30 protein-coding genes are annotated in these 26,522 nt (G+C 55.6%); 13 read left to right on the top strand and 17 right to left on the bottom strand.

The features are described from left to right. Positions 1–10: 10 nt before the first annotated feature. The 3 genes from uspE to ogt all read right to left on the bottom strand — a co-directional run bounded on the left by uspE (position 11) and on the right by ogt (position 2,584). Positions 11–961: a universal stress protein UspE gene (gene uspE, locus PU683_RS14385; protein WP_277172597.1), complete on the bottom strand. Its 951-nt coding sequence runs from the start codon at positions 959–961 to the stop codon at positions 11–13. Between the two features lie 145 nt (positions 962–1,106). Further along, on the bottom strand, positions 1,107–1,859 hold the full coding sequence (gene fnr, locus PU683_RS14380; RefSeq protein WP_023481718.1) for a fumarate/nitrate reduction transcriptional regulator Fnr: 753 nt from the start codon (positions 1,857–1,859) through the stop codon (positions 1,107–1,109). A gap of 209 nt (positions 1,860–2,068) precedes the next feature. Beyond that, positions 2,069–2,584 (bottom strand): methylated-DNA--[protein]-cysteine S-methyltransferase, encoded by a 516-nt coding sequence (ogt, locus tag PU683_RS14375; RefSeq protein ID WP_277172595.1) that lies wholly within the window; start codon positions 2,582–2,584, stop codon positions 2,069–2,071. A gap of 455 nt (positions 2,585–3,039) precedes the next feature. Between ogt and smrA the strand changes: the two genes are divergently transcribed. Next, on the top strand, positions 3,040–3,603 hold the full coding sequence (smrA, locus tag PU683_RS14370) for a DNA endonuclease SmrA (protein WP_277172594.1): 564 nt from the start codon (positions 3,040–3,042) through the stop codon (positions 3,601–3,603). Here the strand turns inward: smrA and umuC are convergent. Together umuC and umuD are read right to left on the bottom strand one after the other, a co-directional pair. Next, complete coding sequence (gene umuC / locus PU683_RS14365; RefSeq protein ID WP_277172592.1) at positions 3,600–4,853, bottom strand: translesion error-prone DNA polymerase V subunit UmuC; 1,254 nt, start codon at positions 4,851–4,853, stop codon at positions 3,600–3,602. The two genes, smrA and umuC, sit on opposite strands and share 4 nt — an antisense overlap. After that, a complete protein-coding gene (gene umuD / locus PU683_RS14360; RefSeq protein WP_277172590.1) occupies positions 4,837–5,217 on the bottom strand; it encodes a translesion error-prone DNA polymerase V autoproteolytic subunit in 381 nt (126 codons plus the stop codon). The genes umuC and umuD overlap by 17 nt, the downstream gene beginning before the upstream one ends. 232 nt (positions 5,218–5,449) lie before the next feature. On the opposite strand from umuD, the gene PU683_RS14355 reads away from it, so the two are divergent. From PU683_RS14355 to PU683_RS14340, 4 genes are all read left to right on the top strand, one after another. After that, positions 5,450–6,520, top strand: coding sequence for an AI-2E family transporter (locus PU683_RS14355; RefSeq protein ID WP_277172588.1), 1,071 nt, complete (start codon positions 5,450–5,452; stop codon positions 6,518–6,520). Positions 6,521–6,917: 397 nt separating this feature from the next. After that, complete coding sequence (gene mdtJ / locus PU683_RS14350) at positions 6,918–7,274, top strand: multidrug/spermidine efflux SMR transporter subunit MdtJ (protein ID WP_277172586.1); 357 nt, start codon at positions 6,918–6,920, stop codon at positions 7,272–7,274. After that, positions 7,261–7,590, top strand: a complete 330-nt coding sequence (mdtI, locus tag PU683_RS14345; protein WP_277172583.1) for a multidrug/spermidine efflux SMR transporter subunit MdtI — start codon at positions 7,261–7,263, stop codon at positions 7,588–7,590. Before mdtJ ends, mdtI begins: the two co-directional genes overlap by 14 nt. 97 nt (positions 7,591–7,687) lie before the next feature. Next, positions 7,688–9,850 (top strand): putative bifunctional diguanylate cyclase/phosphodiesterase, encoded by a 2,163-nt coding sequence (locus PU683_RS14340; protein ID WP_277172581.1) that lies wholly within the window; start codon positions 7,688–7,690, stop codon positions 9,848–9,850. 1 nt (position 9,851) lies between these two features. Here the strand turns inward: PU683_RS14340 and PU683_RS14335 are convergent, their stop codons facing one another. The 4 genes from PU683_RS14335 to PU683_RS14325 form a co-directional block, all read right to left on the bottom strand. After that, positions 9,852–10,682 (bottom strand): trypsin-like serine peptidase, encoded by an 831-nt coding sequence (locus PU683_RS14335; protein WP_277172578.1) that lies wholly within the window; start codon positions 10,680–10,682, stop codon positions 9,852–9,854. A 100-nt stretch (positions 10,683–10,782) separates the two neighbouring features. Next, positions 10,783–10,866, bottom strand: coding sequence for a small membrane protein YdgU (gene ydgU / locus PU683_RS22505; protein WP_094193176.1), 84 nt, complete (start codon positions 10,864–10,866; stop codon positions 10,783–10,785). Positions 10,867–10,963: 97 nt separating this feature from the next. Further along, positions 10,964–11,359 carry an acid resistance repetitive basic protein Asr gene (gene asr, locus PU683_RS14330; protein WP_277172576.1) on the bottom strand — a complete coding sequence of 132 codons (396 nt, stop codon included), beginning with the start codon at positions 11,357–11,359 and terminating at the stop codon, positions 10,964–10,966. 162 nt (positions 11,360–11,521) lie between these two features. Next, positions 11,522–13,006, bottom strand: a complete 1,485-nt coding sequence (locus PU683_RS14325; protein WP_277172574.1) for a carboxypeptidase M32 — start codon at positions 13,004–13,006, stop codon at positions 11,522–11,524. Positions 13,007–13,139: 133 nt separating this feature from the next. On the opposite strand from PU683_RS14325, the gene PU683_RS22460 reads away from it, so the two are divergent. After that, positions 13,140–13,232 (top strand): KPN_01571 family protein, encoded by a 93-nt coding sequence (locus PU683_RS22460; protein WP_431190941.1) that lies wholly within the window; start codon positions 13,140–13,142, stop codon positions 13,230–13,232. 192 nt (positions 13,233–13,424) lie between these two features. Then, positions 13,425–14,066: a hypothetical protein gene (locus PU683_RS14320; protein WP_277172573.1), complete on the top strand. Its 642-nt coding sequence runs from the start codon at positions 13,425–13,427 to the stop codon at positions 14,064–14,066. 43 nt (positions 14,067–14,109) lie between these two features. Here the strand turns inward: PU683_RS14320 and PU683_RS14315 are convergent, their stop codons facing one another. Then, positions 14,110–15,360, bottom strand: coding sequence for an MFS transporter (locus tag PU683_RS14315; protein ID WP_277172571.1), 1,251 nt, complete (start codon positions 15,358–15,360; stop codon positions 14,110–14,112). A gap of 118 nt (positions 15,361–15,478) precedes the next feature. On the opposite strand from PU683_RS14315, the gene PU683_RS14310 reads away from it, so the two are divergent. The 6 genes from PU683_RS14310 (at position 15,479) to PU683_RS14285 (ending at position 20,592) form a co-directional block, all read left to right on the top strand. After that, the gene (locus tag PU683_RS14310) at positions 15,479–16,375 is read left to right on the top strand and encodes a LysR family transcriptional regulator (RefSeq protein WP_277172569.1); all 897 of its coding nucleotides are present in this window, start codon (positions 15,479–15,481) and stop codon (positions 16,373–16,375) included. A 128-nt stretch (positions 16,376–16,503) separates the two neighbouring features. Next, entirely contained in the window at positions 16,504–17,724 is a 1,221-nt protein-coding gene (gene mlc / locus PU683_RS14305) for a sugar metabolism global transcriptional regulator Mlc (protein ID WP_277172566.1), read from the top strand. A gap of 124 nt (positions 17,725–17,848) precedes the next feature. Continuing rightward, positions 17,849–18,544, top strand: coding sequence for a dethiobiotin synthase (bioD, locus tag PU683_RS14300; protein WP_277172564.1), 696 nt, complete (start codon positions 17,849–17,851; stop codon positions 18,542–18,544). 311 nt (positions 18,545–18,855) lie between these two features. After that, positions 18,856–19,284 (top strand): hypothetical protein, encoded by a 429-nt coding sequence (locus tag PU683_RS14295; protein ID WP_277172561.1) that lies wholly within the window; start codon positions 18,856–18,858, stop codon positions 19,282–19,284. Further along, positions 19,268–19,597, top strand: coding sequence for a hypothetical protein (locus tag PU683_RS14290; RefSeq protein ID WP_277172559.1), 330 nt, complete (start codon positions 19,268–19,270; stop codon positions 19,595–19,597). The genes PU683_RS14295 and PU683_RS14290 overlap by 17 nt, the downstream gene beginning before the upstream one ends. 263 nt (positions 19,598–19,860) lie before the next feature. Next, a complete protein-coding gene (locus PU683_RS14285) occupies positions 19,861–20,592 on the top strand; it encodes an anthrax toxin lethal factor-related metalloendopeptidase (protein ID WP_277172557.1) in 732 nt (243 codons plus the stop codon). Between the two features lie 55 nt (positions 20,593–20,647). Here PU683_RS14285 and osmV read toward each other — a convergent pair whose 3' ends face one another. The 7 genes from osmV to PU683_RS14250 form a co-directional block, all read right to left on the bottom strand. Continuing rightward, positions 20,648–21,796 (bottom strand): osmoprotectant ABC transporter ATP-binding protein OsmV, encoded by a 1,149-nt coding sequence (gene osmV / locus PU683_RS14280; RefSeq protein WP_277172555.1) that lies wholly within the window; start codon positions 21,794–21,796, stop codon positions 20,648–20,650. Further along, a complete protein-coding gene (osmW, locus tag PU683_RS14275; protein ID WP_277172553.1) occupies positions 21,796–22,443 on the bottom strand; it encodes an osmoprotectant ABC transporter permease OsmW in 648 nt (215 codons plus the stop codon). Before osmW ends, osmV begins: the two co-directional genes overlap by 1 nt. A 9-nt stretch (positions 22,444–22,452) precedes the next feature. Then, entirely contained in the window at positions 22,453–23,355 is a 903-nt protein-coding gene (osmX, locus tag PU683_RS14270) for an osmoprotectant ABC transporter substrate-binding protein OsmX (RefSeq protein ID WP_277174296.1), read from the bottom strand. Positions 23,356–23,374: 19 nt separating this feature from the next. Continuing rightward, complete coding sequence (gene osmY / locus PU683_RS14265; RefSeq protein WP_277172551.1) at positions 23,375–24,085, bottom strand: osmoprotectant ABC transporter permease OsmY; 711 nt, start codon at positions 24,083–24,085, stop codon at positions 23,375–23,377. A 284-nt stretch (positions 24,086–24,369) separates the two neighbouring features. After that, entirely contained in the window at positions 24,370–24,981 is a 612-nt protein-coding gene (dmsD, locus tag PU683_RS14260) for a Tat proofreading chaperone DmsD (protein ID WP_277172549.1), read from the bottom strand. A gap of 64 nt (positions 24,982–25,045) precedes the next feature. Beyond that, positions 25,046–25,903, bottom strand: coding sequence for a DmsC/YnfH family molybdoenzyme membrane anchor subunit (locus PU683_RS14255; RefSeq protein WP_277172546.1), 858 nt, complete (start codon positions 25,901–25,903; stop codon positions 25,046–25,048). A gap of 1 nt (position 25,904) precedes the next feature. After that, positions 25,905–26,522, bottom strand: coding sequence for a DMSO/selenate family reductase complex B subunit (locus tag PU683_RS14250; RefSeq protein WP_277172544.1), 618 nt, complete (start codon positions 26,520–26,522; stop codon positions 25,905–25,907).

Here is a 26,522-nt window from a genome sequence, read left to right as displayed (position 1 = left end):
GGTTTACTGCTTAGTCGTCTTCGTCATCATCCAGTTCAACGGGCGACTGGTAATCATCCGGTTTGATAACCAGCAAATCGCAGCGCAGGTGATCGATCACCTGCTCTGCGGTATTGCCGAGAAACGCGGCGGAGATACCGGTGCGGCCAATGGTGCCAAGCACCACAATCCCGGCCTGCAGATGTTCCGCCAGATCCGGGATCACCTCTTCCGGCAATCCCTTCTCGACATGCGTCATTTTCTCATCGATACCAAACTTTTGCCGCAGCGCTTTCATCGCCAGCAGATGCTGGCCGCGAATGGCGTCGTTATAGACGCTCGGATCAAACTCCGGCAGTTCAATAGCAATATTGATGGGGGTGACAGGATAAGCACCGACAAGGTGCACTTCAGTATGGTTGACCTGTTCAGCAAGATGCTGGGTCTCTTTCACCAGCTTCTCATTCAGCGCGTTGTGGTAGATCTCTTCGCTGGCAAGGTTAACGGCAACGACAGCGCGACCGCCTTCCGGCCATGGCTGATCTTTTACCATCCATACCGGGCAGGGGCATTTACGCAGCAGATGCCAGTCGGTCGGGGTAAAAATCACCGATTCGAGTTTATCGTGCTGATGCGTCATCTTCAGCAGCAGATCGTGGCCGCCGGAGAGCACTTCCTGAATAATGGCTTCGAAGGGACGGTTATGCCACACCACTTTGATGTCGATGGGCACACCCGAGTCGATATAGTATTTCGCCTGTTCGCGGATCCATGCGGTGCGCTGGCTGATAACACCCTGGCGCATTGCCGTTCGCTCATCGGGGGAGAGAAGGGTGGTCATCTCGTATGAGAAGTCGTAAATCGGCAAAAAAGCTTTGATCCGACCGCCAATCCGTTGATGCAAATACACGGCACGTCGTAATGCGGGTTGATCGTCCTGATTAGGATCGATGGCGACCAACATATTCTGATACTTAGCCATACAGGGTCTCCTTACATCTGTCACCACTCTCTGACAGTAAAAGATAACCCATATAAGCTGAATGAAACAGCGGAAACCTTTTGCCGGATCAATAAATCAGAAAAATGTAATGACCCGGCAAAAGGGCAAAAGGTGGGGTAAAAAATCAGGCAACGTTACGGGCGTGACCCGCCAGCTCAGAGAGCAGATCGCCATTCTCAATAGTGATATATTTCCCCTTCACCGCCAGCATGCCGCTCTTCTGGAAACGACCCAGCAGACGGCTGATGGTCTCAACGGTCAGGCCCAGGTAGTTGCCGATGTCGCCGCGGGTCATGGTCAGACGGAATTCACGCGGTGAGAAACCACGCTGCGCAAAACGGCGGGAGAGGTTATAGATAAATGCCGCCAGACGCTCTTCCGCGTTTTTCTTCGACAGCAGCAGGATCATATCCTGATCGCCTTTGATCTCGCCGCTCATCAGACGCATCATCTGCTGGCGCAGGCTCGGCATTTTACCGGAGAGATCGTCCAGCGTTTCGAACGGGATCTCACAGACCATTGAGGTCTCCAGCGCCTGAGCGAAGCTTGGGTGATGGCCGGTTCCGATGGCATCAAAGCCCACCAGATCGCCCGCCAGATGGAAGCCGGTGATCTGCTCATCGCCCTGTTCGGTGATGGTATAGCTTTTGATAGTGCCAGAACGGATAGCGTAGAGCGATTTCAGCTCATCGCCTGCTTTAAACAGGGTCTGACCTTTCTGGATGGGCTTTTTACGCTCAATGATATTGTCGAGCTGATCCAGCTCATGCTCATTAAGAGTAAAGGGGATGCAAAGCTGGCTGATGCTGCAATCCTGACAATGGATAGCACAGCCGCCAGACTGAATGCGTCGAATAATTCGCTTTTCCGGGATCATAGGTCTGCTCTACGCCGTAATTGATATTGGTCAATTTTAACATCTTTTTATGGCGCACGTAAGCCTGGCAAAACGTCAATTCACCATAAATGAAACAGTGGAGCGAAACGGTAAAGACTTACTTTGTCTCATGTTATTGAATTTCCACCAATTCACTAAGGTTTTAGCGATCGAAGTGCATGAAATGCATACTAAACAGACCTGTTTTCTCACAATAGTAAGTAACGCTCATGGCGCAGCAGCCACTCTTTACGGGCCATACCGCCCGCATAGCCGGTGAGCATGCCATTACTGCCGATCACGCGGTGGCAGGGCACCACAATACTGATGGGATTGGCACCATTAGCGGCTCCCACGGCACGCGCCGCGCCCGCACGACCAAGAATTGTCGCCAGTTGACCATAATGCATCACCTGACCGCAGGGGATGGTGCGCAGCATCTGCCAAACTTCACGTTGAAAAGGGGTACCGCCTGTTGCGGTCGGCAACGTATCAATTACCGCCAGATCGCCGTTGAAATAGTCCTGCAGTTTTTGACTCAGCCCGCCTGGATTAGGTGAAGCCACGCGCTGATACCCTTCGCGGCGATAGTGAATATTAAGCAGTTCAACCATCCGGGCATCATGTTCTTCCCACTCCACGGCGCGCAGCTGAAATTGCTCATCGCAGATGATCCACAGCGGGCCAAGCGGGGTTGAAATCTTATCTTCGAGCAGGGTGAGCATCGGGCGTCCTTATCACTAAATAGCGGCGATAATTTAGCAAACAAAAAAGTGCCTCACCATACCCTGGAAGGGGGGGCATTGGTTATCAATAAGGAAATAACGCTCGAGAGTGAGTGGATGCAGAACATATAAGGTTAATAAAGTTTATTAATTAAAAAAATAGAGCCTGCCGACATCCGTCAGGCTCCAGAGTACACACAATCTGAGCATCCAATCTTTATTTTTTGCACGCGATCCTTGCGCCTTTCTTATATTTATAGCGGTCATAATAATTATTGCCAGTTTTTATCAGTGATTAATTTCACGATTATTTAACAAAGAGTAGGGGTATAAAAAAGCACGCCGTTATACCCTTTTTATAACACCTTGAGCACACGCATAATTTGTTCACAGCATTGAGAAGCTGCCCTGTGCCAGCTATAGTACTTCAGCAGATGTTGCTGGAGGACTGCCCCATGAACCCGGATGAAAAATCACTGTTTCTTGACGCCATGGAGGATGTCCAACCCCTGAAGCGCAGTGCTGATGTGCACTGGCACCCGAGTCAAAAATCCCGACCCTTGCAGCGCATTGACACCCTGCAACTCGATAATTTTCTGACCACCGGTTTTCTTGACCCGGTGGCCCTTGATACGCCGCTGGAGTTTCGCCGTGAAGGGCTGCAAATTGGCGTACTCGATAAACTGCGGCTGGGCAAATACACCCAGCAGGCAAGCCTGAACCTGCTACGCCAGCCCGTTGAGCAGTGCCGGCAGATGCTGTTTAGCTTTATGCATCAGTGCCGCAAAGATGGGCTTCGCAATATATTGATTATTCACGGAAAAGGGCGTGATGAGAATTCGCACGCCAATATCATCCGCAGCTACCTGGCGCGCTGGTTGCCGGAGTTTGAGGATGTGCAGGCGTTCTGCCCGGCGTTGCCGCATCACGGCGGTAGCGGCGCATGTTATGTCGCTCTACGCAAATCCGAACAGGCAAAACAGGAGAACTGGGAGCGGCACGCCAAGCGCAGCCGCTAACCGACAAGCGGAACATCCGCTAAGCGTGTGGTCCAGGCGGGGGAGAGCAGAGAGCGCTTCATCTTCCAGCCTGGCGTAACACCCTGGCCGGCAAACCATAATTTATTTCCCTTTTTATTAAGCGTGTCTAAAACATTCATTAGCGATTCGCTATTTTCTCGCGGAGAAAATTCATCGAATAAATTAAGTTGCGCGACACCTTTGCTAAAAAAATCCCCCAGCATAACGCCCGCTTTTTGATATCTCGGGCCTTGCTTCCAGATAATATCCAGGCTACGCGTTGCCGCCGCAATAATATCGCGGGTGTCATGCGTTGGCGTCAGTAAGCGAATGCCTGCGCTGTTGCTGTAATAAGGTTCGTCATCATCGTGGGGGCTACTCTTAATAAAAGCGCCGACATAGCGGCAATATTGATGATCTGCGCGCAGTTTTTCAGCGGCCCGCGCCGCCCAGGTGCAGATGCCTTCGCGTACCGATGCGTAGTCGCTGACGCGTTCACCAAAGGAGCGGGAACTGATGATCTCGTGCTTCGCCGGTGCAAATTCGGCAAACCCAAGGCAGGGTTCCCCGCGTAGTTCACGTACCGTTCGCTCCAGCACCACGCTGAAGTTTTTGCGGATAAACCATAAATCGCTCTGCGCCAGCTTAAGTACGGTATCAATCCCCATCGCCTCCAGCCGCTTACTCAGGCGGCGACCAATTCCCCACACTTCACCTACCGGCAGGGCGGCCATCAGCTTTACTTGCTGCGCCTGGCGCGACAGATCCACCACGCCGCCCGAGGCCTCCGGCCACTTTTTCGCGGCGTTATTTGCCAGCTTTGCCAGCGTTTTCGTCGGCGCAATGCCGACGCCGACGGTGAGCATGGTGCGCTGATAAATGGCGTTACGCAGGGTGCGCCCAAACTCGCGCAGCTGCGGAATGCCGGTCAAATCCACAAACGCTTCATCGATACTGTAAATATCCACCGCCGGACAGAGCTCCTCCAGCAGCGTCATCACCCGGTGGCTCATATCGCCATACAGGGCGTAGTTACTGCTGAACACTGCCACGCCGTGACGCTCCATCAGCGCCTTCTGCTTGAAGTAGGGGTCAGCCATGGTGATGCCGAGCGCTTTAGCTTCAGCCGAGCGGGAGATCACGCAGCCATCGTTATTGGATAACACCACCACCGGTTTACCGAGTAAATCGGGCCGGAAGACAGTCTCACAGCTGGTATAAAACGAGTTAACATCAACGAGCGCGTACATGATGGCGGGGCGGCAAAGTGATCACGGTCGTCACGACGCCAACAATATGCGCGCCTTCCTCTTCATCGATCTTGATCGCCGGGTAGGCGGGGTTATCCGCCACCAGCTGCGGCCAGGGCCGCAACCGCAGCCGCTTTACCATAAAACCGCTTAACAGGCGGGCGACAACAATATCGCCATCGCCCGGTTGCAGGCTGGTGTCGACCAGTAACAGCGAGCCCGGCAGGATCGCCGCCTCGCACATCGCGTCACTGGAAGCCCGCATCACATAGGTGGCCGACGGGTGGGCGATCAGGCTGCTCACCAGGTCGATCGCATCTTCAATGTAGTCCGCAGCCGGACTGGGAAAAGCGCTGGTAGTCATAATGGGTGTCGATCTTTTATTATTACTGTATATAAATACAGTATCGTTGTTCGCACGAAAGGATCAACCCCCTGGAGGCAGGATCGTTGAAAGATCCTGATGATATTGGCAATTTTTTGCACAATCATTTTCAGCGTGCGGGCGGCGGGCTGCATGTTTAGCCGGTTAATGCTTTTGCAATCAAAGGGTAAGCCACTACACTTAGAGAGAATCTTTCCATTGGACGGTCCGCATGACAACGCTCAAAAGCAACAACTTCTTTTTTATCATTTTGTTATTACTGGTCAGCGTGGCGTTTTTCACCCTGATCCAGCCTTACTACTCCGCCATCATCTGGGCGGTGATCCTGGCGTTGATCTTCTATCCGCTGCGTACAAAGCTCACCGGGCTACTGCGCGGGCGAAACGGTATCGCCTCACTGATTACCGTGCTGCTGATCTGTATCCTCGTCTTTATTCCAATGATGATCGTGATCTCATCGCTGGTGGTTGAGATCAACGCCCTTTACCAGCGTCTGCAAACCAACGCGACAGATCTGCCGCAGCTGTTAAGCAACGGTATTGCGCACCTGCCGGAGTGGGCAAAACATGCGCTGCGCGAAAACAATTTCGATTCGGTAGAAGCCATCCGCGAAAAACTCTCCGGTGCGGCGCTCAGCGTCGGGCGTTATCTGGCAGGCAGCGCGGTGATTATCGGTAAGGGGACGCTGGGGTTAACCATCAGCTTCTCACTGATGGTCTATCTGCTCTTTTTCCTGCTGAAAGATGGTGCCGCGCTGGTGAAGAAAATCTATGAGGACATGCCGCTGTCGGCCAAAATCAAACGCCGTTTGTTCCTGAAATTTGCCGGTGTGGCGCGCGCAACGGTCAAAGGAACGCTGGTGGTGGCGATTGTACAGGGGGCAATGGGCGGGATTGGCTTCTGGTTCGCAGGCCTGAGCGGCAGCCTGCTATGGGGCGCGCTGATGGCGTTCCTGTCGCTGGTCCCGGCGGTCGGTACCGCGCTTATCTGGATCCCGGCGGTGATCTTCCTCTACTCCACGGGTGAGTTGCTCACCGCAACACTGCTGACCCTCTACTTTGTGATTGTGGTCGGGCTGGCGGACAACCTGTTGCGGCCGCTGCTGGTGGGGAAAGATACCCGCATGCCGGACTACCTCATCTTGCTGACCACCCTTGGCGGTTTGCAATTCTTTGGCATCAACGGTTTCGTACTCGGGCCACTGATTGCAGGTCTCTTTATCTCCTCATGGAATTTACTGGCAGAAGCGCGTGCGAATGCGCTAAATACGCCTGCAGAATAAAACGCAATACGCTGCCGGAAATAAACCGGCAGCGTTCGTTTACTCTTCGTTTAATTAATTTGGTGAGCGGTAAAGAATTGAAAATACTTTGAGTAAAATCTTAGCTTGTGCTAAATATAAGGCATGTACAACAACTGAGGACAATTTTTAACCGCCACGAAGAGAAGCAACGCGCGGTAAATTGTAAAAATATGGACATTCGGTTCAGTAGTCTTACCCCCTGTTTTTCACTTCCTGTCTCCTTCTGCTGCCCGCCTGCGGGCGAACAATACTGGCGCACTGCGCTGTAGTTCTCTCCTGCCCGATCCTGCGCTCTGTGCGCAACTGTTAATTTTTTTACGGTTTTCCGCGATGCGGTAAATCGCAAGGATCTCTATTCTCAAGCAGGAGAAAAAATATGATTTACTGGATTTTATTAGCGATGGCGATTGTCTCGGAAATAACCGGTACGCTATCAATGAAATGGGCAAGTATTAACGACAGCCATAGCGGTTTTATTTTAATGCTGGTGATGATCACCTGTTCCTATATTTTCCTGGCGTTTGCAGTGAAAAAAATCGCCCTCGGCGTGGCCTACGCATTATGGGAAGGGGTCGGTATCGCCATTATTACGCTGTTTAGCGTGCTGCTGTTTGATGAACCTCTCTCACCGATGAAAGCGGCGGGTCTGGTGGCGCTGGCGCTCGGCATTGTGCTGATTAAGTCCGGCACGCGCAAAGCCCCACGTCAGGAGCAGGGCCATGTTACTGCTTGAGTGGATGCACGCATTATGGCTGGCGATGGCCATTATTCTGGAAATTGTCGCCAATATCTTTTTAAAACTTTCTGACGGTTTTCGCCGCAAACTCTATGGCTGCGGATCGTTAGTGGCGGTGCTGGCGGCGTTCAGCGCCTTGTCGCAGGCGGTAAAGGGGATTGATCTCTCCGTCGCCTACGCCCTGTGGGGCGGTTTCGGGATCGTGGCAACGCTCGCCGCCGGCTGGATCCTCTTCGGCCAGCGCCTTAATGGCAAAGGCTGGATCGGTCTGGCGCTGCTGCTTATCGGGATGATGCTGATAAAACTTGCCTGATGTGATGTTGCCCGCTTTTGCGGGCAACGAAATTTGTGGGCTGTATTACGCTTAGAGGACAATAACAAACGTTACGGGACACCAGTAAGGGTCGTCGATGCTCACTCCGCTAAGCTGGCGCAATATCCCCACAGCAAGAACGCTCTTTGTGATGATTTTTCTGGCGGGGGTGGGGCTTATCATCTCCGTCGTTGCGCTCCTCTACCTCTCACTGCATCTGATTAGCAGTAAAGCGAATGAAATCGATGAGCACCGCGCGGCGCTCGCCGTTCAGGGTGCGATCCAGACTTCAGTCAACAGAATGCGATCCCTCGGCCTCGATAACGCGGTCTGGGATGAAGCGGTGCGCGTCGTCTACCGTACGCCAATCGATACCGGCTGGCTCTACAACACCTGGGGCGCGGGTTTTAAAGTCGATAACCTGTATGACGGCACCTTTGTGCTGGATGAGCACTTCACGGTGGTGTGGGGCGCGTTTCGCAGCCAGCCCTTTTCCGAGCGTAATCTCGCCTTTTTTGGCGACGGGCTGGCAGCGCTTATCCGCAACCACGCTGCGGCACTGCAGCAGGGTAAGGACATTTTCGCCGGGATAACCCGCACACGTTGGGGGGTAGCGTTTGTCAGCATTGGCCTGATCCGCCCGGTATCGGGGCGGCTTGAGAGGCAGGGCAGCGCGCGTCGCTATTTAGTGATGACCCGTCATCTTGATGATGAGCTACTTAGCGAACTCGGCAGTACCTTTCAGATCCAGGATCTGCGGCTGACGTTGCAAGACACGCCCGCGAGCAGCATGCCATTGCACGGCTCCGCCGACGAATTTCTCGGTTATATGAGCTGGAAGCCGCACTTCCCGGGCGCGGAAGCGGCCGACGCGGCGGCAGATGAGATCCGCCAAATCGCGATGCTCGCTTCAGGCCTTATCCTGCTGTTTATTGTGCTCAGTAGCGCGGGGCTCTATAAGCTGGCGAAAGGGGAAAAGCTGGCGCGTAGCATTGCGTTAACTGACTGGCTTAGCCGCCTACCCAACCGACGCGCGCTGATAGAGCAGCTGGAGCAGTGGAGCGAGTGGGGCAATAGCGACCTGATAAGCGTGGTATTTATCGATCTCGATGGCTTTAAAGATGTGAACGACATCTACGGTCATGACGTGGGCGACCGGCTGATTGTCACTATTGCGCAGACGTTGCAGGAAAAAGTACCGACCGAAGGCATGCTGGCGCGCATGGGCGGGGATGAGTTCGCCATGACCCTGAGCGGGCCGTGGTCGGTTGAAAAAGCGAGCGACTTTGCGCAAAAGGTGCTCGACTACTTCTGCGCGCCGGTGCGCATTGGCAAACGCACGCTGCATATCAGCGCCAGTATCGGCATCGCCAGCGGAACGCTGGTGGAGTGCTCGAGCTCCGAGCTGTTTCGCCGCGCCGATATCGCCATGTACCATTCGAAAATGTGCGGCAAAGCGCGGATAACGCACTATGACGCTGCGCTAAATAGCGCCCGCGAGCGGCAACTGATGATTGAAACCGATATCCGCAACGGGCTGGAGCGGGAGGAGTTTGACGTCTGGTATCAACCCATTATTGATGCCCGCAGCGGCGAGATGAGCGGCGTTGAAGCGCTGGCGCGCTGGCCGCGCCGGCCGGAAGGGGAGCTAAAACCGGACGAGTTTATCCCGATTGCTGAAACCAGCGGCCTGATTTACGCGCTGGGGCAGTTTGTCCTGCGTCGCGCCTGTCGCGATCTCTGTCCGCAGGCGGGGCTCAAACTGTCGGTCAACATCTCCCCCGCGCAGTTTCGCGATCCCGAGTTTGAAGACAAAGTGGCGCATGTGCTGGAGAGCTGCCGCTTTCCCGCGCAGCGCCTGCAACTGGAGGTGACGGAAACGTACGTGCTGGAGAACCCGGAGCGCGCACAAGCGGCGATCGCCAATTTAAAAGCGCTGGGTACAGCGGTTGCGCTCGATGATTTCGGCACCGGTTACTCCAGCATTGGCTATCTGCGGCGTTTTAATTTCGACACCGTCAAGATTGATAAATCGCTGGCGGGACTGGTGGACAGCGATGAGCAGGCTTCGATATTAGTGAGCGGTACAATCCGCATTGCCTGCGCGCTGGGGATGCAGGTAGTCGCGGAAGGGGTGGAGAACGAAGCGCAAATGGCGCTGCTGCGTGACGCGGGTTGCGATCAGTTGCAGGGCTTCTACTTTAGCGCGCCGTTGCCGCTGGAGACGCTGTTACAGCAGCATCGCCAGCGACAGGATTGAGTTACTGCACCGTATCGCTGGCCAACGCGTCCAGCTTGTCACGAAAACCGGTCACCGCGATGGCGCGATTATCGGCGCGCCAGCGATCTTTTGCCGCCGGAGCTGAACTTTGCACGGCGATCAACTGCCAGCCATCATCGGTTTTTAACATCAACGGCGAACCGCTATCACCCGGCAGCGTATCGCACTGATGCGACAGCACGCTGTTCTGCGCCCAGCCCGTCACAATGCAATCCTGGTGGCTGAAGAGATTATCCAGATGATCTTGCGGATAACCCGCCTGCGTGACTTTGCGGTTGGCAGCCTTCAGCGCAGCGGTTAGCGCCTCTTTATCGCCGCTAAAGAGCGGCAGCGGCGTAATGCCGGAGGGCGGATAACGTAAAACGATCAGCCCAAAATCCCACGAGGCGGCCGAGGAGGGGACAATCCACCCTTCGCCGTCGGCCTTCAGGCGACGCCCCAGTGAGGCATCAACGCGCCCTTCAATACCGTGGATCTCATAGCGCCAGACCCCTTTTTGCGACACAAACCGCAGCGCTATCGCTTTATCGATTTTGCCGCGCGGCGGCGTCAGCAGACAGTGCCCGGCGGTTAAGGCGAGATGCGGGGAGATAAGCGTGGCGGTGCAGAGGTTGCCGCTGGCGGTTTCCAGTTGACCTATCGCATCCCACGGTGCGGTGGTCGGCGTAGCGACGCGGACACGATCGTCATGCCCAAAAAAGAGGGTTTTTATATCCCTGGCGCTAACTGCGTCCTCATCGCCATCATCAGCATGTCCAACAGCGGAAAACAAAAGCAGCGGTCCCAGCAACAGCACAACGGTTCTTCGCATAGTACTCTCAGGTGGGGAATTTATGATTATTAAGGTCGAGCCATGAGTAATAAATATAGACGGGACGCATAGAAAGCGGGAGTAAAATCAGCGTGCTACATCAATAAAGATAGAAACGGAGGGCGATAAGCGCGCAGAGAATTAACATCATCAGGATAACTTCAAAACGATAACGTCGCAGCATGCTCAGGCCTCCAGAGAAAAACGGCGCTTCACCCGAAGGGCTCAGCGCCGCGTTTTAGCACGGCGCTCACAAGGAGCGCCGGTTGCAGACACGTGGCTTATGCAGCCGGCTGTGCAGCCGGTTTAGCAGCAGTGTGTTTTACGTGTTTGTGGTGTTTTTTAGCAGCCTGCGCTTTCTGCTCTACAGCCGGTTTAGCGGCGGCTTTTTTGTGGTGCTTTTTAGCAGCCTGGGCTTTCTGCTCAGCAGCCGGTTTAGCGGCGGCTTTTTTGTGGTGCTTTTTAGCAGCCTGAGCTTTCTGCTCAGCGGCTTTTTTGTGTTTCTTGTGGTGAACTTTCTTCGCCGGAGCCGCTTTGGTGTCAGCAGCAGCCGGAGCAGCGGTAGTGGTGGTTGGCGCAGCAGCCGGCGCCTGAGAGGTGGCAGCGGTGTCAGCAGCGAAAGCAGCAGAAGACAGACCCATTGCAGCGGCAACAACCAGAGCTAATACTTTTTTCATTCCGATATCCTCGAATTGGTTTCTTCATTCAACCCCACTGCGGGGCCGTTGAAAGAACTATATCCCTGTTATCGAAGCGTTTCCGTGAGTGATTGGTATCGGCGTGTAACGGAATGTACAACGGGGAAAAGCGCGCCGGAAAGCCGCTCCGGCGCGGGGTAATTAGAGGTAACGGCGGGTAAGATGCTGGCGGAAATAGTCCGCGTTCAGTGGCTCGCCGGTGGCGTTGGCGATCAGCTGTGCGGTGCTGAAGCGGCTACCGTGCTGCCAGATGTTCTGGCGCAGCCACTCAAACAGTGCGCTGAAATCACCGGCGGCGATGGCGTCATCCAGACCCGGCAGCGCCCGGCGCGCGGCGTGGAACAGCTGCGCGGCATACATCGCGCCCAGGGTGTACGAGGGGAAATAACCAAAGCCGCCATCGGTCCAGTGAATATCCTGCATACAGCCGTTGCGGTAGTTGCCTTCGGTCGAAAGCCCAAGCCAGGCCTCCATTTTCTCATTCCACAGCGCCGGAATATCGTCGACCTCGATCTCACCGTCGATCAACGCCCGCTCGATCTCATACCGCAGAATAACATGCGCCGGATAACTTACCTCGTCGGCGTCAACGCGAATATAACCCGGCTTCACGCGCTGGTTCCAGGCGATAAAATTGTGCTCTTCAAAGGCAGGCTGCATACCAAAGCGCTCAACAATTGCGGGCTGCAGGCGGCGCAGGAAGGCTTCGCTGCGCCCGAGCTGCATCTCAAAGAAGAGGCTCTGCGACTCATGGATTGCCGTCGAGCGCGCCAGCGCAATCGGCTGACCCGGCCAGCTGCGCGGCAGGTTCTGCTCATAGCGGGCATGACCGGTCTCATGCACCACGCCAAACAGGGCGCTCAGCAACTCATTTTCATCGTACCGGGTAGTGATGCGCACATCTTCCGGCACGCCGCCGCAGAAGGGGTGGGCGCTGACGTCAAGGCGTCCGCCATTAAAGTCGAAACCGAGCGTCTTCATCGCCTGCAACCCCAGCTCGCGCTGTTCGGCAATCGGGAACGGCCCCTGTGGCGCGATAAGCGTCTGCTGAGCCTGTTTCTCTACCGCCTGTTTCAGCAGATCCGGCAGCCAGCTTTTGACCTCGCCAAACAGCTCATCAAGGCGGGCGCTGGTCATATCCGGCTCGAACTTATCCAGCAGGGCGTCATAGGGCGAGCAGCCTTTCGCCGCCGCGCGCAGCTTCGCCTCTTCGCGGGTCAGTTTCACCACCTCTTTCAGGTTGGCGGAGAAGCCCGCCCAGTCATTGGCCGGGCGCTGGGTACGCCAGGCGTGTTCGCATTGACTGCCTGCCAGCGACAGAGCTTCAACCAGCGCTTCCGGCAGCAGTGCCGCTTCATCGTAGTGGCGCTGCATTTCGCGCAGGTTAGCCTGTTCGACATCATTGAGATCTTCCTGAGCGGCGTGAGAAAGCCACTGGCCAACCTGCGGGTTGGTTAAAATCTGGTGGCGCAGCACGCTCAGCTCGGCCAGCGCTTCCCCGCGCGCGGCGCTGCCACCCGGCGGCATCATGGCGAACATATCCCAGCCGGCAACGGCGGCAAGATGTGAGAAACGTGACAGGCGAAGGAAGGTTCGGGTGAGTTGTTGATAGTTTTGCTTATCCATAATGCCTCTGATTTTTTTGTATTTTATTAACCTGAACACCTAAAAATAGTAGTTCTGCGGCTAATGTTAAAATCTGTACCATAATAGAAAACACATTCATTTAACCAATAAACGCTTAACACAGCAAAAAACCATGAATCCTTTCATTTGGGTGATCTGCACTTTGATGGCGCTTGACGCCGTGCGGGAGTTAATGGGCGCAAGCTCTCTCTTCGCGCTTTTCTAGCCCTTTGCGCGCCGCAGCATAATTAAAAAGCCCCGCTTACCCAGGGCGAGCCTTCCTGATACGCGCTAACGCAGACGCGCCAGCAGCCCTTGCTTGTACAAAATATAGCCACTACAGTTTTATAAAGATCGCGTTTTACGCCGGTCTATTCTTCCGTTCATAAATCTACACCATGTCGGAGAGGGGCTGCACATGTACAAAGTTCTGCATAAAGCGCTCAACGCCTTCACTAACTTCTATTCAGAGAGTGAAACGCATGAAGAGGAGGAGGTGCGGGCAAACAAAGCGGTGAGAAGTGCCAGAGAGCTGGTGTATGGCATTTTTACCTTTGAGGATATCACTAAGGCGGGCCGTAGGCTGACCATCCAGGGGCACGGCGGTATCTTTAATGATAAGGGGTATATCGGGGATGCCAGAGGCAACCTTTACGATGGCCCAGCGTTAAAAAAACTGCTCAGAACATCCGGTGTCGATATTTCGCGGTTTAAAAAAGTGCGCTTGATCTGTTGCCATTCCGCTGACAGTAAAACACCGTTAGCGCAGCAGGTCGCGAATGAATTTAATATACCGACGAAGGGTTTCTCAGGTATCGCCTGGTCAAACGTTCACCACTCTATGATGCGCGCTCACATCAATGATTATGAATTTGATGCACGGATGGCGAAGCTGTTCACGGGTGAACTTCCTTATATGCATAAAGGAATCAAGTGGATTGAGGAGGGTGGGAGAAAGAAAATGGTCTTCAATGCACCGTGGAAATTCCAGCCGCAGGTAGCCGATATCGTAGAAGATAGCCCCGGCGCCATCCTCAATTCCGGCGCAGGCGTACGCTAATAAAAAAGCCCTGCTTGCGCAGGGCCTGCCTCTTTTCTGCTCGCTAGCGCAGACGCGTATGCAGCCTGGTGCCGACCAGTACCGCCAGCACCAGCATCGCTGCGATAAAACCGCCGACGCCGTTCCAGCCATAGCTATGCCAGAATAGACCGCCTAAGGTTCCCGCCACGCTGGAGCCAAGATAGTAGCTGAAGAGATAGAGCGACGAGGCCTGACCCCTGGCGCGCTTAGCGCGTGGGCCAATCCAGCTGCTGGCCACGGAGTGCGCGGCAAAGAAACCGGCCGTAAAGAGCAGCATGCCGGTAAATATCGCCCACAGCGAGGTGAAGAGCGTCAACAATAAACCGAGCAGCATAATAGCGGTAAAAGCGATCATCACCGGGCCGCGACCATATTTGCTGGTCATCGCGCCCGCTTTTGGCGAACTCCAGGTACCGGTCAGATACGCCACCGAGAGCAGGCCAACTACCGCCTGGCTCAACATCCACGGGGATTGCATCAGGCGATAACCGATATAGTTAAACAGTGTGACAAACGATCCCATCAGCAAAAAGCCTTCGAGAAAAAGCAACGGCAGACCGCGATCGCGCCAGTGCAGGCGAAAGTTGATCAGCAGCGTTTTGGGTCGCAGCGAAGAGGGGCGAAAGTGGCGTGAGGGGGGCAAAATCTTCCAGAACATCAGCGCTGAGGCCAGCGCAAAGCAGCCAATCACCGCCACCGCCACCCGCCAGTTGAAGAAGTCGGTAAAGACCCCGCTTAGCAGACGGCCACTCATGCCGCCAATGGAGTTGCCGCTGATATACAGCCCCATCGAGAAGGCGACAAAACTGGGGTGGATCTCTTCACTCAGGTAGGTCATGCCGACCGCCGCCACGCCGCTCAGCGATAACCCCACCAGCGCGCGCATTACCAGAATGCCGTGCCAGCTGCTCATCATCGTCGAGAGCAGGGTGCAGCACGACGCCAGAAGCAGCGCGGTGACCATGACATTTTTACGCCCAATCGCATCCGATAACGGCCCGGTAAACAGCAGGCCAATCGCCAGCATGGCGGTCGAGATGGAGAGAGAAATACTGCTGCTGGCGGGTGAAACGCCGAACTCATGGGAGAGCACCGGTAAAATAGGCTGAACGCAGTAGAGCAGGGCGAAAGTTGCCAGCCCGGCGGAAAAGAGCGCCAGCGTAACGCGCATAAATTGGGGGGTTCCACGCTTAATAAATTGCCCTGGCAGGGCGACGGGTTGTTCGTTGACGATATGTGTCGGTTCGTTATCAACCGTTGTTGTGCGACTCACTTGCGATCCTTACCTTTTTGACCCGTCATTACGGCGACAGGCTTACCACGTCGTAAGGGTATGAAAGCGGGAATATTCTGTCTAATATATTAATAATCTCAAATAATACTTTAAAAGTATGAATATCGAACTGCGCCATCTGCGCTATTTTATCGCCGTCGCTGAAGAGCTCCATTTTGGTCATGCCGCCGCGCGGCTGAACATTTCGCAGCCGCCCCTTAGTCAGCAAATTCAGATCCTCGAACAGCAGGTCGGCGCGCGGCTACTGGCCCGCACGAATCGTAGCGTCTCATTGACCCCTGCCGGGCGGCAGTTTCTGGCCGACAGCCGGCAAATCTTAAACCAGGTGGATGAGGCCGCAGCCCGGGCGCTGCGTTTGCACCAGGGCGAAACGGGCGAATTACGCATTGGCTTTACCTCTTCCGCGCCCTTTATCAAAGCGGTCTCAGATACGCTCTCATCTTTTCGCCAGCGCTACCCGGATGTGCATATCCAGACGCGGGAGATCAACACCCGGGAGCAGATCGCGCCGCTTAACGAGGGGGCGCTGGATCTTGGTTTGATGCGCAACACTCCGCTGCCGGAGACGCTGGCGTGGGAGATGATCCTGCGCGAGCCGCTGCTGGCAATGATCCCGCGCGACCACGTGCTGGCAACGCGTACGGCAGTATCGCTGCGCGAACTGGCGCAGGAGCCGTTTGTCTTTTTCGACCCCCATGTCGGCACCGGCCTGTATGACGATATCCTTAGTCTGATGCGCCGCTACCAGCTCACGCCGCGCATCGCGCAGGAAGTGGGTGAGGCGATGACCATTATTGGCCTGGTGGCGGCGGGGCTCGGCGTGTCGATTTTGCCCGCCTCCTTTCACCGCGTTCAACTCAGCGAGATGCGCTGGATACCGATTGTTGAAGAGGATGCCGTCTCAGAGATGTGGCTGGTGTGGTCAAAACACCATGAGCAGGGGGCGGCAGCGGCGCGTTTCAAACAGCAGCTCCTTGACGTGGCAAACGGCTGAATTTTACCCATAACGGCGGGTGAAATGTGCGTTAAATCACAAGCATGGGTAAATATTTGACGACAGCCATTAAGTGTTTCACCATAGCCGAATGTTTATTTCGAAGCGCGAAAATAAGGGAGTATGAGGTGGTCGCTGATAGCCAGCCGGGGCATATTGATCAAATAAAGCAGACCAATGCGGGCGCAGTCTATCGCCTCATCGATCAGCTTGGCCCGGTCTCGCGTATCGACCTTTCACGTTTAGCGCAGCTGGCACCGGCAAGCATCACCAAAATCGTGCGCGAAATGCTGGAAGCCCACCTGGTGCAGGAGACAGAGATCCAGGAGCCGGGCAGCCGCGGGCGTCCGGCGGTCGGGCTGGTGGTGGAGACCGAAGCCTGGCACTACCTCTCGTTACGCATTAGCCGCGGGGAAATTTTTCTCTCCCTGCGCGATTTGAGCAGCAAGCTGGTGGTTGAGGATCGTCTCGATCTTCCCTTAACCGCCGCCGAACCCTTGCTCACCCGCATCATTACCCATATCGATCAATTTTTTACCCGCCATCAGCACAAGCTTGAGCGGCTGACGGCGATCGCCATCACGCTGCCGGGCATTATTGATACGGAAAATGGCATTATCCATCGCATGCCCTTTTATGAGGATGTGAAGGAGATGCCGCTCGGCGAAGCGCTGGAGGCGCATACCGGCGTGCCGGTCTATGTGCAGCATGACATCAGCGCCTGGACCATGGCGGAAGCGCTGTTTGGCGCATCGCGCGGCGCGCGGGATGTGATTCAGGTGGTCATCGACCATAACGTTGGCGCCGGGGTGATCACCGATGGACGCCTGCTCCATGCGGGCAGCAGCAGCCTGGTGGAGATTGGTCATACGCAGGTCGACCCTTACGGCAAGCGCTGCTACTGCGGCAACCACGGTTGCCTTGAGACCATTGCCAGCGTGGAGAGCGTGCTGGAGCTGGCGCAGCTGCGCATGAGCCAGTCGATGAGCTCGATGCTGCACCAGCAACCCCTGACGGTAGAGTGGCTCTGCCAGGCGGCGCAGCAGGGCGATCTGCTGGCAAAAGATATCATCAGCGGCGTCGGGGCCAATGTCGGGCGCATTCTGGCCATCATGGTCAATTTGTTCAATCCGCAAAAAATATTGATTGGCTCGCCGCTGAGCCTGGCAGCAGATGTGCTGTTTCCTGCCATAGCCGACTCTATTCGCCAGCAGGCGCTGCCCGCGTACAGCCAACATATCGCCGTTGAGAGTACGCAGTTCACTAATCAGGGCACGATGGCGGGTGCCGCACTGGTAAAAGACGCGATGTATAACGGATCGCTGCTGATTCGTTTGTTACAGGGGTAACATTTTTACACAGTCGCGATAAAAATTGCGCTATCTCAAATTGAGCCACCACCACTTCCCGTAGACTTTCTGCTCTGAATTATATTTCCGGTTTATATTTCGTTGCTTAACGGTGGAATTACTTATGCTTAAGCGTTTCTTTGTAACGGGTACAGACACTTCTGTCGGGAAGACAGTGGCGTCCCGCGCACTGCTCCAGGCGCTGGCTGCCAGCGGCAAAACGGTGGCAGGTTATAAGCCTGTTGCAAAAGGAAGTCAGGCAACGCCGGAAGGGCTGCGTAATAAAGATGCGCTGGTGCTGCAAAGCGTCTCCTCTCTTGCGCTGCCTTACAGCGCCATCAATCCGATTGCGCTGAGTGAAGAGGAGAGCAGCGTGGCGCACAGCTGCCCCATCAACTACACCTTGCTGTCGAACGGGCTGGCCGAGTTGTGTAAACAGGTCGATCACGTCGTCGTCGAAGGGACCGGCGGCTGGCGCAGCCTGATGAACGATCTGCGCCCGCTCTCCGAGTGGGTGGTGCAGGAGCAGATGGCGGTGGTGATGGTGGTGGGGATTCAGGAAGGATGCCTCAACCATGCGCTGCTCACCGCTCAGGCGATTGCCAGCGACGGGCTACCGCTGATCGGCTGGGTGGCAAACCGCATCAACCCTGGGCTCGCACACTATGCTGAAATCATTAATGTGCTCAGCAAAAAACTGCCCGCGCCGCTGGTCGGCGAGCTGCCCTACCTGCCCCGGCCTGAACAGCGCGATCTCGCGCACTATATCAACCTGCAAATGGCCACCGGCATGCTGGTCGCTGACCGCGTCCTGGCCTGATCCCACTTCATCCATTTCGCCGGAGACACTAATGATCCGGCGACACGCTAATGGGCGATGAAACATCCGAAATTCCTCTTTTCGACACCTGAATGTGACTACTCTCAATGGAGATGCGTCGACCGGAGATGAAGGCTATGTACGCCCACGCCCAGACCAAAAATAAGCCTCAACTCTCTGCGCCTCCTGCGAGCCCTTCAGAAGAGGAAATCCTTGACCATTTAAAAAGCAAAAATGTGCCGACAGACGACCTCAAAACGATTCTGGATAAAATAAAATAGCTCAATCCACGCTTAAAAAATCCACATTTATTGGTCGGGAAATATCGCGCGGGCGTTGATTTAGGTGGGAAAGGGCGTTCGAAAGCCGCTGCATCGGCCGCAGGTGCTACGGTCTCTGCGGCTTACAAATACCCGGCTGATATTGTAGACGGCGCGCTCTATTTATATGCCACGAATAAGGGCGCACTGTTTATTAATTCCCTTATCCGCAAAGAGCGAGGTCAGGTGATTGATATTCCCGATACCACGCAGTTGCCCAGACATGCAAAGCTGCAATTTGAAGCAGGCGAGAATCGACCGCCTTTTGCCCCGGGAATCGACATCAAGAGCGTCATCAAAGCATTAAGTAAAAAGGGGCAAGCCATCGCCATCATGAACCAGGCCGTAGAGGAAGCGGCAGCATCCGGGCTAAATTCTTATTACAGAGGCGAAGCATCGACCTGTGCTGGATGCGATTAACCCCGGGGATGTGGTTAGCGCCAATTTCCTGATGTCCGTTACAGAGAGTAAAAAAATGGCTGAGCGGTTCGCCCAGGGGGCTTATGACAGCTCAGAAGATCGGGATGAGTTGGGCGTTGTCTATGACATTATTGGCAATCCGGGCCGTTATAAATTTGGTGATCCTGTTGAAAAAGAGAGTCTTTTTCCCGTGGGGGCAAAATTCAAATATCCTGGACGGACCGGGACAACCTATCGTTTTGTCGAGCAATCACCTGCGGAAATGAAAAGTATAAAGGTGATATATACCGGCTGTACCGGTAAGCGGAGTTGAGGTTATTTAACAAACACGAAAGTAGATAAGGCCTTCATCATGTATGCCTATGCAAAAGATAAATCCGGGTCTCAGCTGTCCGCTTCATCTCATGAGCAGGAAGATAATGCGCTGACGGAGCAGGAACGTATTGCAAAACAGGCGCAGCGGGTTTGGCTCCCGCGCACATACGTACGTATCAACAGGCATTTACTGAGATTTATAAGATTTATGGCCAGGCGGTCTACAACGAAATCTGGAGTGCGCTTAGTGACAGGATCCCCTTGAGCAGTAATCAATCTCTTACCGCTGAGCATATGGAAACCATCGCTGATTTTATTGTCATGAGGGATTTGATTAACAGTAAAATATATACCCTTACCACACCAAAAGACCTCCCCATTGATGTGAGTGAAATAAGGCGTTATTTATTCAAAATTCCGGCAAAGATATTACAAAAAGCATTTTCGCTAGGGCAGGTCATCACCGCCACGAACGACAATATTACGAACCATCCGCGGATGACGAAATATAAGGATTTCACCCCAAGAGGGTGGCCTGCCGGACAAACATTGCAGTCTGTCAGTGGCATGGGCGCGCCAGGAAAAGTCGCGCTGGAGGGAACGCATCCGGACGAAACCATCATCTCTTTAAGTCAGAATGAAGCGGGCGGGTGGTCGCTGGCTGGTGGGCATAGTTCAACCAACCTGGTATTACATGAGTATGGTCACGCGATTGATCGTAGCTTTGGCGAAAAAGCGTTAATGGGGCCAAAGGGCACGGGCGAAGCGGGCGATTATTTAAGCAAACGGGCCAGCTTTATTTCTGCCTGGCAAAAAGATTTAGGCAATACACCACCTGACTCACACGATAACTATTACTGGCAAGGCGGTTCAGGCGGCGGGGCGGAAGAGGCGTTTGCGGAAGGGTTCAGCGATTTGTACGGTAAGACCGGGCAGCGGAACTGGCCGAATATTAAAGCGTATCTTGCGCGCAAAATGAAATCGGTGACATGAAGGCGCTAACCCGGCTTATGATCCACCTCACGGCTAGCGCCCTGCGGCAATCCCCTTAATTCTCGCTATGAATCGCCAGCGCCCGGCGTGTTTTCCCGGAGCTTAAATACTCGGCGATATAGTCCTGCGAAATCTCACCGTTGTAGCGACCCTCTTCATCCACAATCGGCATCCAGCTGGTGTTGCTTTCATAGAGCCGCGAAAGCACCACGCGCAGGTTGTCCTCCGCTTTACCGGTGATGCGGAACGGGTGCAGCAGCGCAGCGCAGTCGCGGGCGTCATGTCGCGCTTCACGGCGTTTGACGAAGCCGAGCGGTTTCCCGGCACCGTCGACCACCGTTACAGCGCGCATATCGTTATCATCCATGATGGCGAAAGCCTCAGCGGCCAGGGTTGATTCGCGCACGGTAATGGTCGGCTGCTGATCGGTCACGTCACCGGCTGAAACAAGCAGCAGGCGCTTAAGCGTGCGGTCCTGGCCGACAAACGACCCGACAAACTCATTCGCCGGTTTTGCCAGCAGCTCGTCGGGGCTGGCGCACTGCACAATTCGACCCTGGCGGAAGACCGCAATACGGTCGCCGAGCTTTAATGCTTCATCGATATCGTGGCTGACCAGCAGCACCGTCTTTTTCAGCGCGCGCTGCATTTCAAGAAACTGGTTCTGGATCACTTCGCGGTTGATGGGGTCGACCGCGCCGAAAGGTTCATCCATCAGCAATACCGGCGGATCGGCCGCCAGCGCACGAATTACACCAATACGCTGCTGCTGGCCACCGGACATCTCGCGCGGGTAGCGGTGAAGGAACTTTTTCGCATCCAGCGCCACCATCGCCATCAGCTCCTCCGCGCGGCTTTTACAGCGCGCTTTATCCCAGCCCAGCATGCGTGGCACCACGGTAATGTTCTCTTCAATGGTCATATTGGGGAACAGGCCAATCTGCTGGATCACATAGCCAATGTTGCGCCGCAGGGTGACCGTATCCATCCCGCTGGTGTCTTCACCGTTAATCAGGATCTTGCCGCTGCTTGGCGTAATCAGGCGGTTAATCATCTTCAGCGTCGTGGTTTTGCCGCAGCCAGAAGGGCCAAGCAGTACGCACATTTCCCCTTCCGGGACCATCAGGTTGACATTGTCGACGGCGTTAACGCTCTGGCCGTTCTTCTGCGTAAATTGTTTGGTCAGATTTTCCAGTTTAATCATTATCGAATCCCCTTCGGCGTCAGCACGATTTGTAAGCGGTGCAGTAACCAGTCGAGCACAACGGCCAGTAGACAGATCATCACTGCGCCGGCAATCAGCATGCGAATATCACTCCCGCCGATGCCGTTCAGCAACAGCAGGCCCAGCCCACCCGCGCCAATCACGGCGGCGATGGCCATCACGCCAATATTCATCACCACGGCGGTACGGATACCGCCGAAAATCACCGGCAGCGCCATCGGGATCTCCACCCAGCGCAGACGCTGCCAGAAGGTCATGCCAATGCCGCGACCCGCTTCACGCAGCCCCGGCGGCAGGCTGTCGAGGGCTGTATGGGTGTTGCGCACTATCGGCAGCAGGGAGTAGAGAAACACGGCGGTGATGGCTGGCAGCGCGCCAATCCCCTGGCCGATCAGCGAAAAGAGCGGGATCATCAGGCCAAAGAGGGCAATCGACGGGATCGTCAGCACCAGCGTCGCCAGGCCGAGCACCGGTGTTGCCAGCCATTTGTGGCGCACAATCAAAATCCCCAGCGGCACGCCAATGACTATCGCCAGGCCCACCGCCAGCAGCACCAGCCAGAGATGCTGGAAGGTGAGGCTCGCCAGGTAACCGGCGTTGTCCATCATGTAGTGAATCGTGTCCATAGGCTCTCCTTACAGCAACCCTTTCTCGCGCAGGAAGTCGCGGGCGACCTGCTGCGGCGTCTGGTGATCGATATCGACTTTCGCATTGAGGGAGATAATCACCTCGTTATTCAGCAGGCCGGAGAGGGTATTGAGCGCATCCGCTAAGCCCGGATTGGCCTCAAGCGTGTCTTTGCGCACCACTGGCGTCACCGCATAGCTCGGGAAAAAGCCTTTATCATCCTCCAGCGTTTTCAGATCGAACCCCTTCAGGCGGCCATCGGTGGTGTAGACCAGACCGGCATCGACAAAACCATCGCGAATAGCGTTATAGACAAGTCCAGGGTCCATCTGGCGAATTTGCGGGCGATCCAGCTCCATGCCATAGGCCTCCTGCAACGGCTTCATGCCGTCGCTGCGTCCGGCAAACTCCAGGTCGAGCCCCAGCAACCAGTTCTTTTTCGGGTTGGTTTTACGGATCTCTTCAATCTTCGCCACCATCTGCGACATGGTGGTGATGTGCTCCGCTTCGGCGCGTTTACGCTGCATGGCGAAGGCATAGGTATTGTTCATGTTGGCCGGGTTGAGCCACACCAGACCATGTTTCGCATCGAGGCGTTTAACGGTGTCGTAGGTCTCCTGTGCCGACATGCGTTTGTTAATGTGGTTAAAAATAATCAGCGAGGTGCCGGTATACTCCCAGGTCATATCGACCTGTTTATTGATCATCGCGTTACGGGAAATCACCGTCGCGATATTGGTTTGCGGCTGCACCTGAAAGCCTTTTTTCTGCAGGTACTGCACGGTGAGGGCCGACAAAATATGCTGCTCGGTAAAGCTTTTGGTCGCCACAATCAGTGGCGCTGCATGAGCGCTGGCAGTGAACAGTGCCGTTGCCGCCAGCCAGCCCAGCGTATGGAAAAGTCGTTTCATCACACTACTCTCACTATTATCACGCCGTGTGCGGGCTCAGGAACCGGCCCAGCGCCGCCAGCAGGGTATCGAGGATCAGGGCGAACAGCGCCGTGGCGGCTGCGCCTAAAATCAGCGTCGGGAAATCGTTGAGATAGATACCAGGGAAGATCAGTTCGCCATAGCTGCTGGCACCAATCAGAAACGCCAGCGGCGCCGTGCCGACGTTAATCGCTGTCGCAATGCGCACCCCGGAGAGGATCACCGGCAGGGCGTTAGGCAGTTCCACCTGGCGTAAGCGCTGCCATTTTGTCATGCCAATCCCGTTCGCCGCTTCGATTAACGAGGCGGGCACCGAGCAGAGCCCGGCATAGGTGTTGCGCACAATCGGCAGCAGCGAGGCGAGAAACAGCGCGATGATAGCGGGCGTATCGCCAATGCCGATGACCACCATCGCCAGTGCCAGCACCGCCAGCGGCGGCAGCGTATTACCGACGTTAAAGATCTGCATCACATACTCGGCAACGCCGCGTGCAGCGGGGCGGCTAAGAGCGATACCGCTGGGAACGCCGACTAAGAGTGCAAAAAACATCGAGCTGAACACCAGAATCAGATGCTGTTGCCCGAGGTAAAGCAAATCCACCTGGCGGGTTTTTATTGTCTCCAGCCCGACACCCCAGGTAATCAGCGCCAGTATGGCGACAATCCCGGCGACGAACAGCAGCGCGCGGGTAAGCATGGAAGTCTGCATTGCAGTGTCTCTCCCTGTTTGCATGCGTTATGGCAACGGCAGGTTGCATGTTGTTATGCCATGTTCGGCAGGGTGCTTTGAGCTATAGCTTGCGTCACGTAAGGATTCCAGTTCTCAGGCCGCTTTTTAAAACGCAGCGGCAGGCGGCTTTTTCAAAGTAAGCCTTACTGCGTAAAGCCTGACCGGAATATTAAAGAATTGTCTTAAAAGCGAAGCGGCAAGAGTGACGTTGTCACAAAGATGGTTGCCGGAATAAACTATCCCGGCATGTAAAAGAGAGGGCGTTAACGAAAAAGCGGCTTCTGCGCTACCGGTATCAGCAGGTTTGCTTGCCACTCCGCCAGCGTAAACTGTGCCAGCCGGGCGAAGGCCTGCCAGAAAGGGTGCTGTGCCTGCTCCTCCAGCACGGTAAGAAAGCGGCCCGACCACGGCAGCAGATGCCACGCCAGAAGCGCATCGCAGGCCTCCCTGTTTCCCTGCTCCGCCAGCCAGGCCGCCAGCAGCAGCAGGGTGCCGATATGATCCTCCGGCTCATTTTGCCGCGCCTCAAAAACAATGTTGTTGTCGCGCAGCCACTGGCGCAGGGCCAGCGTCGACTCACCAAACAGCACGCACTCCTTATCCAGCCATACCGATCCCCACGGTGGCGCAGGCAGCGCCCGGGGGCCGATAAACAGCCGCTGCCAGGCGTCGCTCAACGGCTCCTCGGCATCAGTGGAGAAGAGTTCAGCCAGCGGGAGCAGTTGGCTTTGCGCCAGCGGCCATGACGCCATCCACGCATTCTGCGTAAAGGCGCTGACCAGCGGCATGGCGGGTTCGCTCTCCGGCGGGTAGTAAAAGAGCGCGCCGAGCACGCGGGCGGTAAAGATAAACGATTCACGGTTCTCAATGGTCATGGTATTTCCCGAAAAAGTGCCGAAGGCCGGATAAGCGTCAACCGCTCTCCGGCCCCGCAATCGATCATCCGGCAACGGCGACGCCAACGGTCATATGCAGCCCGTAAAAGAGGCCGCGGCCAAGCAACTCGCCGGCGACCACCAGCACAAACCCAATCAGCAGGCTGCTGACGCGCGGCTGCCTGCGCAGCACCAGCGGGCAGATCCAGCAGCCCAGCCCGAGCGCTAAAAGCAGCAGTCGCAACGCCTGCAGCAAGCCGTAATCGGGGATCAGCGCCGTCGCCTGCTGTACGGAGGAGTGAGTTTCGCCAAGCTGCATGCTCTGCAACATCACCACAGCCGCGCTCGCCAGCAGCGCGACCGCGCTTATCGCCGCAAAACGGGAGGCCGGAAAGCGCATGCCGACGAAGCGCAGCAGCAGCGCCGCCAGCAGCGGGCCGCCGATTAGCATGGTCAGAAAGAAGCTGGCGGTGGTGTAGCCGTTATGCCAGGTGGGCACAGTCTCAATCTGATAGACCCGCGTCATCGCCCAGACAAACAGCACGCCACAGGCCATGCTGACCAGCAGCCAGATGCGCCCGAGCCCGGCGGGCATTTTGCCAAGCCAGCTCAGCAGCCACCAGATGCCGCCGATAGCAAAAAAGAGCGAGCCGGCGGCGATCTCATTACTCAATGCAGAGGCGCCGATGCGATTAAGGGAGTTGAAGGCGCGCAGCGGCGAGCCGAGGTGCATCATTGACGCGGCAAACCCGATTCCCATCAGCAGCCAGAGAAAAAACTGGCTGCGCACAATATGCAGCTGACCGCGGCGGTCACTCTCATTGGCCATCCACACCAGACCGGTGCCAATCACGCCGCCTGCCACGCACTGACCGAGCACCGTAAAGAGCACCAGCGGCCATTCATGCCATCCGTTTCCCATTTCATACCTCCTGTGGATTGGCCAGATAGCCGGTTGTGTCCCCGGTCGGGCGGCTGTTGGCGTTGGGTTTGATGACAATATTTGGCCGGGTAAAGTGCGCCGCCGGAATGGGCGCCACCGCGGCCAGCGTGCCGTGCTTTTTACGCAGCGTCTCTATCGGGCCAAAATCGAGGGCGCGCAGCGGGCAGGAGCCCACGCAGATCGGTTTTTTCCCCTCTGCGACGCGTTCGTGGCAGCCGTCGCACTTGGTCATATGACCTTTCGCCGCATTGTATTGCGGCGCGCCGTAGGGGCAGGCCATATGGCAGTAGCGGCAGCCGATGCAGACCTCTTCGTCGACTACCACAAAGCCATCTTCGCGTTTATGCATCGCGCCGCTCGGGCAGACTTTGGTACAGGCCGGATCCTCACAGTGGTTACAGGAGAGGGAGAGATAGTAGGCAAAGACGTTTTGCTGCCAGACACCGTTCTCCTCCTGCCAGCTACCGCCTGCGTACTCGTAGACGCGGCGGAAACTGACCTCCGGTGTTAAGTCTTTGTAATCTTTACAGGCCAGTTCGCAGGTTTTACAACCGGTGCAGCGGGCGGAATCAATAAAAAATCCATACTGGGTGCTCAT

This window comes from Candidatus Kosakonia sp. 282A-S69, from assembly GCF_029433855.1.
Taxonomy (GTDB): domain Bacteria; phylum Pseudomonadota; class Gammaproteobacteria; order Enterobacterales; family Enterobacteriaceae; genus Kosakonia; species Kosakonia cowanii_A.
This window is presented reverse-complemented; position numbering and strand designations above follow the sequence as displayed.

Bases quoted from the DNA above. Each gene is read 5' to 3' on its own strand.
- fnr (WP_023481718.1), bottom strand. From the start codon at position 1,859: ATGATCCCGGAAAAGCGAATTATTCGACGCATTCAGTCTGGCGGCTGT.
- PU683_RS14320 (WP_277172573.1), top strand. From the start codon at position 13,425: ATGTACAAAGTTCTGCATAAAGCGCTCAACGCCTTCACTAACTTCTAT.
- osmX (WP_277174296.1), bottom strand. From the start codon at position 23,355: ATGAAACGACTTTTCCATACGCTGGGCTGGCTGGCGGCAACGGCACTG.
- bioD (WP_277172564.1), top strand. From the start codon at position 17,849: ATGCTTAAGCGTTTCTTTGTAACGGGTACAGACACTTCTGTCGGGAAG.
- ydgU (WP_094193176.1), bottom strand. From the start codon at position 10,866: ATGCTGCGACGTTATCGTTTTGAAGTTATCCTGATGATGTTAATTCTC.
- PU683_RS14250 (WP_277172544.1), bottom strand. From the start codon at position 26,522: ATGAGCACCCAGTATGGATTTTTTATTGATTCCGCCCGCTGCACCGGT.
- asr (WP_277172576.1), bottom strand. From the start codon at position 11,359: ATGAAAAAAGTATTAGCTCTGGTTGTTGCCGCTGCAATGGGTCTGTCT.
- PU683_RS14310 (WP_277172569.1), top strand. From the start codon at position 15,479: ATGAATATCGAACTGCGCCATCTGCGCTATTTTATCGCCGTCGCTGAA.
- osmV (WP_277172555.1), bottom strand. From the start codon at position 21,796: ATGATTAAACTGGAAAATCTGACCAAACAATTTACGCAGAAGAACGGC.
- mdtJ (WP_277172586.1), top strand. From the start codon at position 6,918: ATGATTTACTGGATTTTATTAGCGATGGCGATTGTCTCGGAAATAACC.
- uspE (WP_277172597.1), bottom strand. From the start codon at position 961: ATGGCTAAGTATCAGAATATGTTGGTCGCCATCGATCCTAATCAGGAC.
- PU683_RS14335 (WP_277172578.1), bottom strand. From the start codon at position 10,682: ATGCGAAGAACCGTTGTGCTGTTGCTGGGACCGCTGCTTTTGTTTTCC.
- PU683_RS14340 (WP_277172581.1), top strand. From the start codon at position 7,688: ATGCTCACTCCGCTAAGCTGGCGCAATATCCCCACAGCAAGAACGCTC.
- umuC (WP_277172592.1), bottom strand. From the start codon at position 4,853: ATGTACGCGCTCGTTGATGTTAACTCGTTTTATACCAGCTGTGAGACT.
- osmY (WP_277172551.1), bottom strand. From the start codon at position 24,085: ATGCAGACTTCCATGCTTACCCGCGCGCTGCTGTTCGTCGCCGGGATT.
- smrA (WP_277172594.1), top strand. From the start codon at position 3,040: ATGAACCCGGATGAAAAATCACTGTTTCTTGACGCCATGGAGGATGTC.
- osmW (WP_277172553.1), bottom strand. From the start codon at position 22,443: ATGGACACGATTCACTACATGATGGACAACGCCGGTTACCTGGCGAGC.
- umuD (WP_277172590.1), bottom strand. From the start codon at position 5,217: ATGACTACCAGCGCTTTTCCCAGTCCGGCTGCGGACTACATTGAAGAT.
- ogt (WP_277172595.1), bottom strand. From the start codon at position 2,584: ATGCTCACCCTGCTCGAAGATAAGATTTCAACCCCGCTTGGCCCGCTG.
- dmsD (WP_277172549.1), bottom strand. From the start codon at position 24,981: ATGACCATTGAGAACCGTGAATCGTTTATCTTTACCGCCCGCGTGCTC.
- mdtI (WP_277172583.1), top strand. From the start codon at position 7,261: ATGTTACTGCTTGAGTGGATGCACGCATTATGGCTGGCGATGGCCATT.
- PU683_RS14325 (WP_277172574.1), bottom strand. From the start codon at position 13,006: ATGGATAAGCAAAACTATCAACAACTCACCCGAACCTTCCTTCGCCTG.
- PU683_RS14255 (WP_277172546.1), bottom strand. From the start codon at position 25,903: ATGGGAAACGGATGGCATGAATGGCCGCTGGTGCTCTTTACGGTGCTC.
- PU683_RS22460 (WP_431190941.1), top strand. From the start codon at position 13,140: ATGAATCCTTTCATTTGGGTGATCTGCACTTTGATGGCGCTTGACGCC.
- PU683_RS14355 (WP_277172588.1), top strand. From the start codon at position 5,450: ATGACAACGCTCAAAAGCAACAACTTCTTTTTTATCATTTTGTTATTA.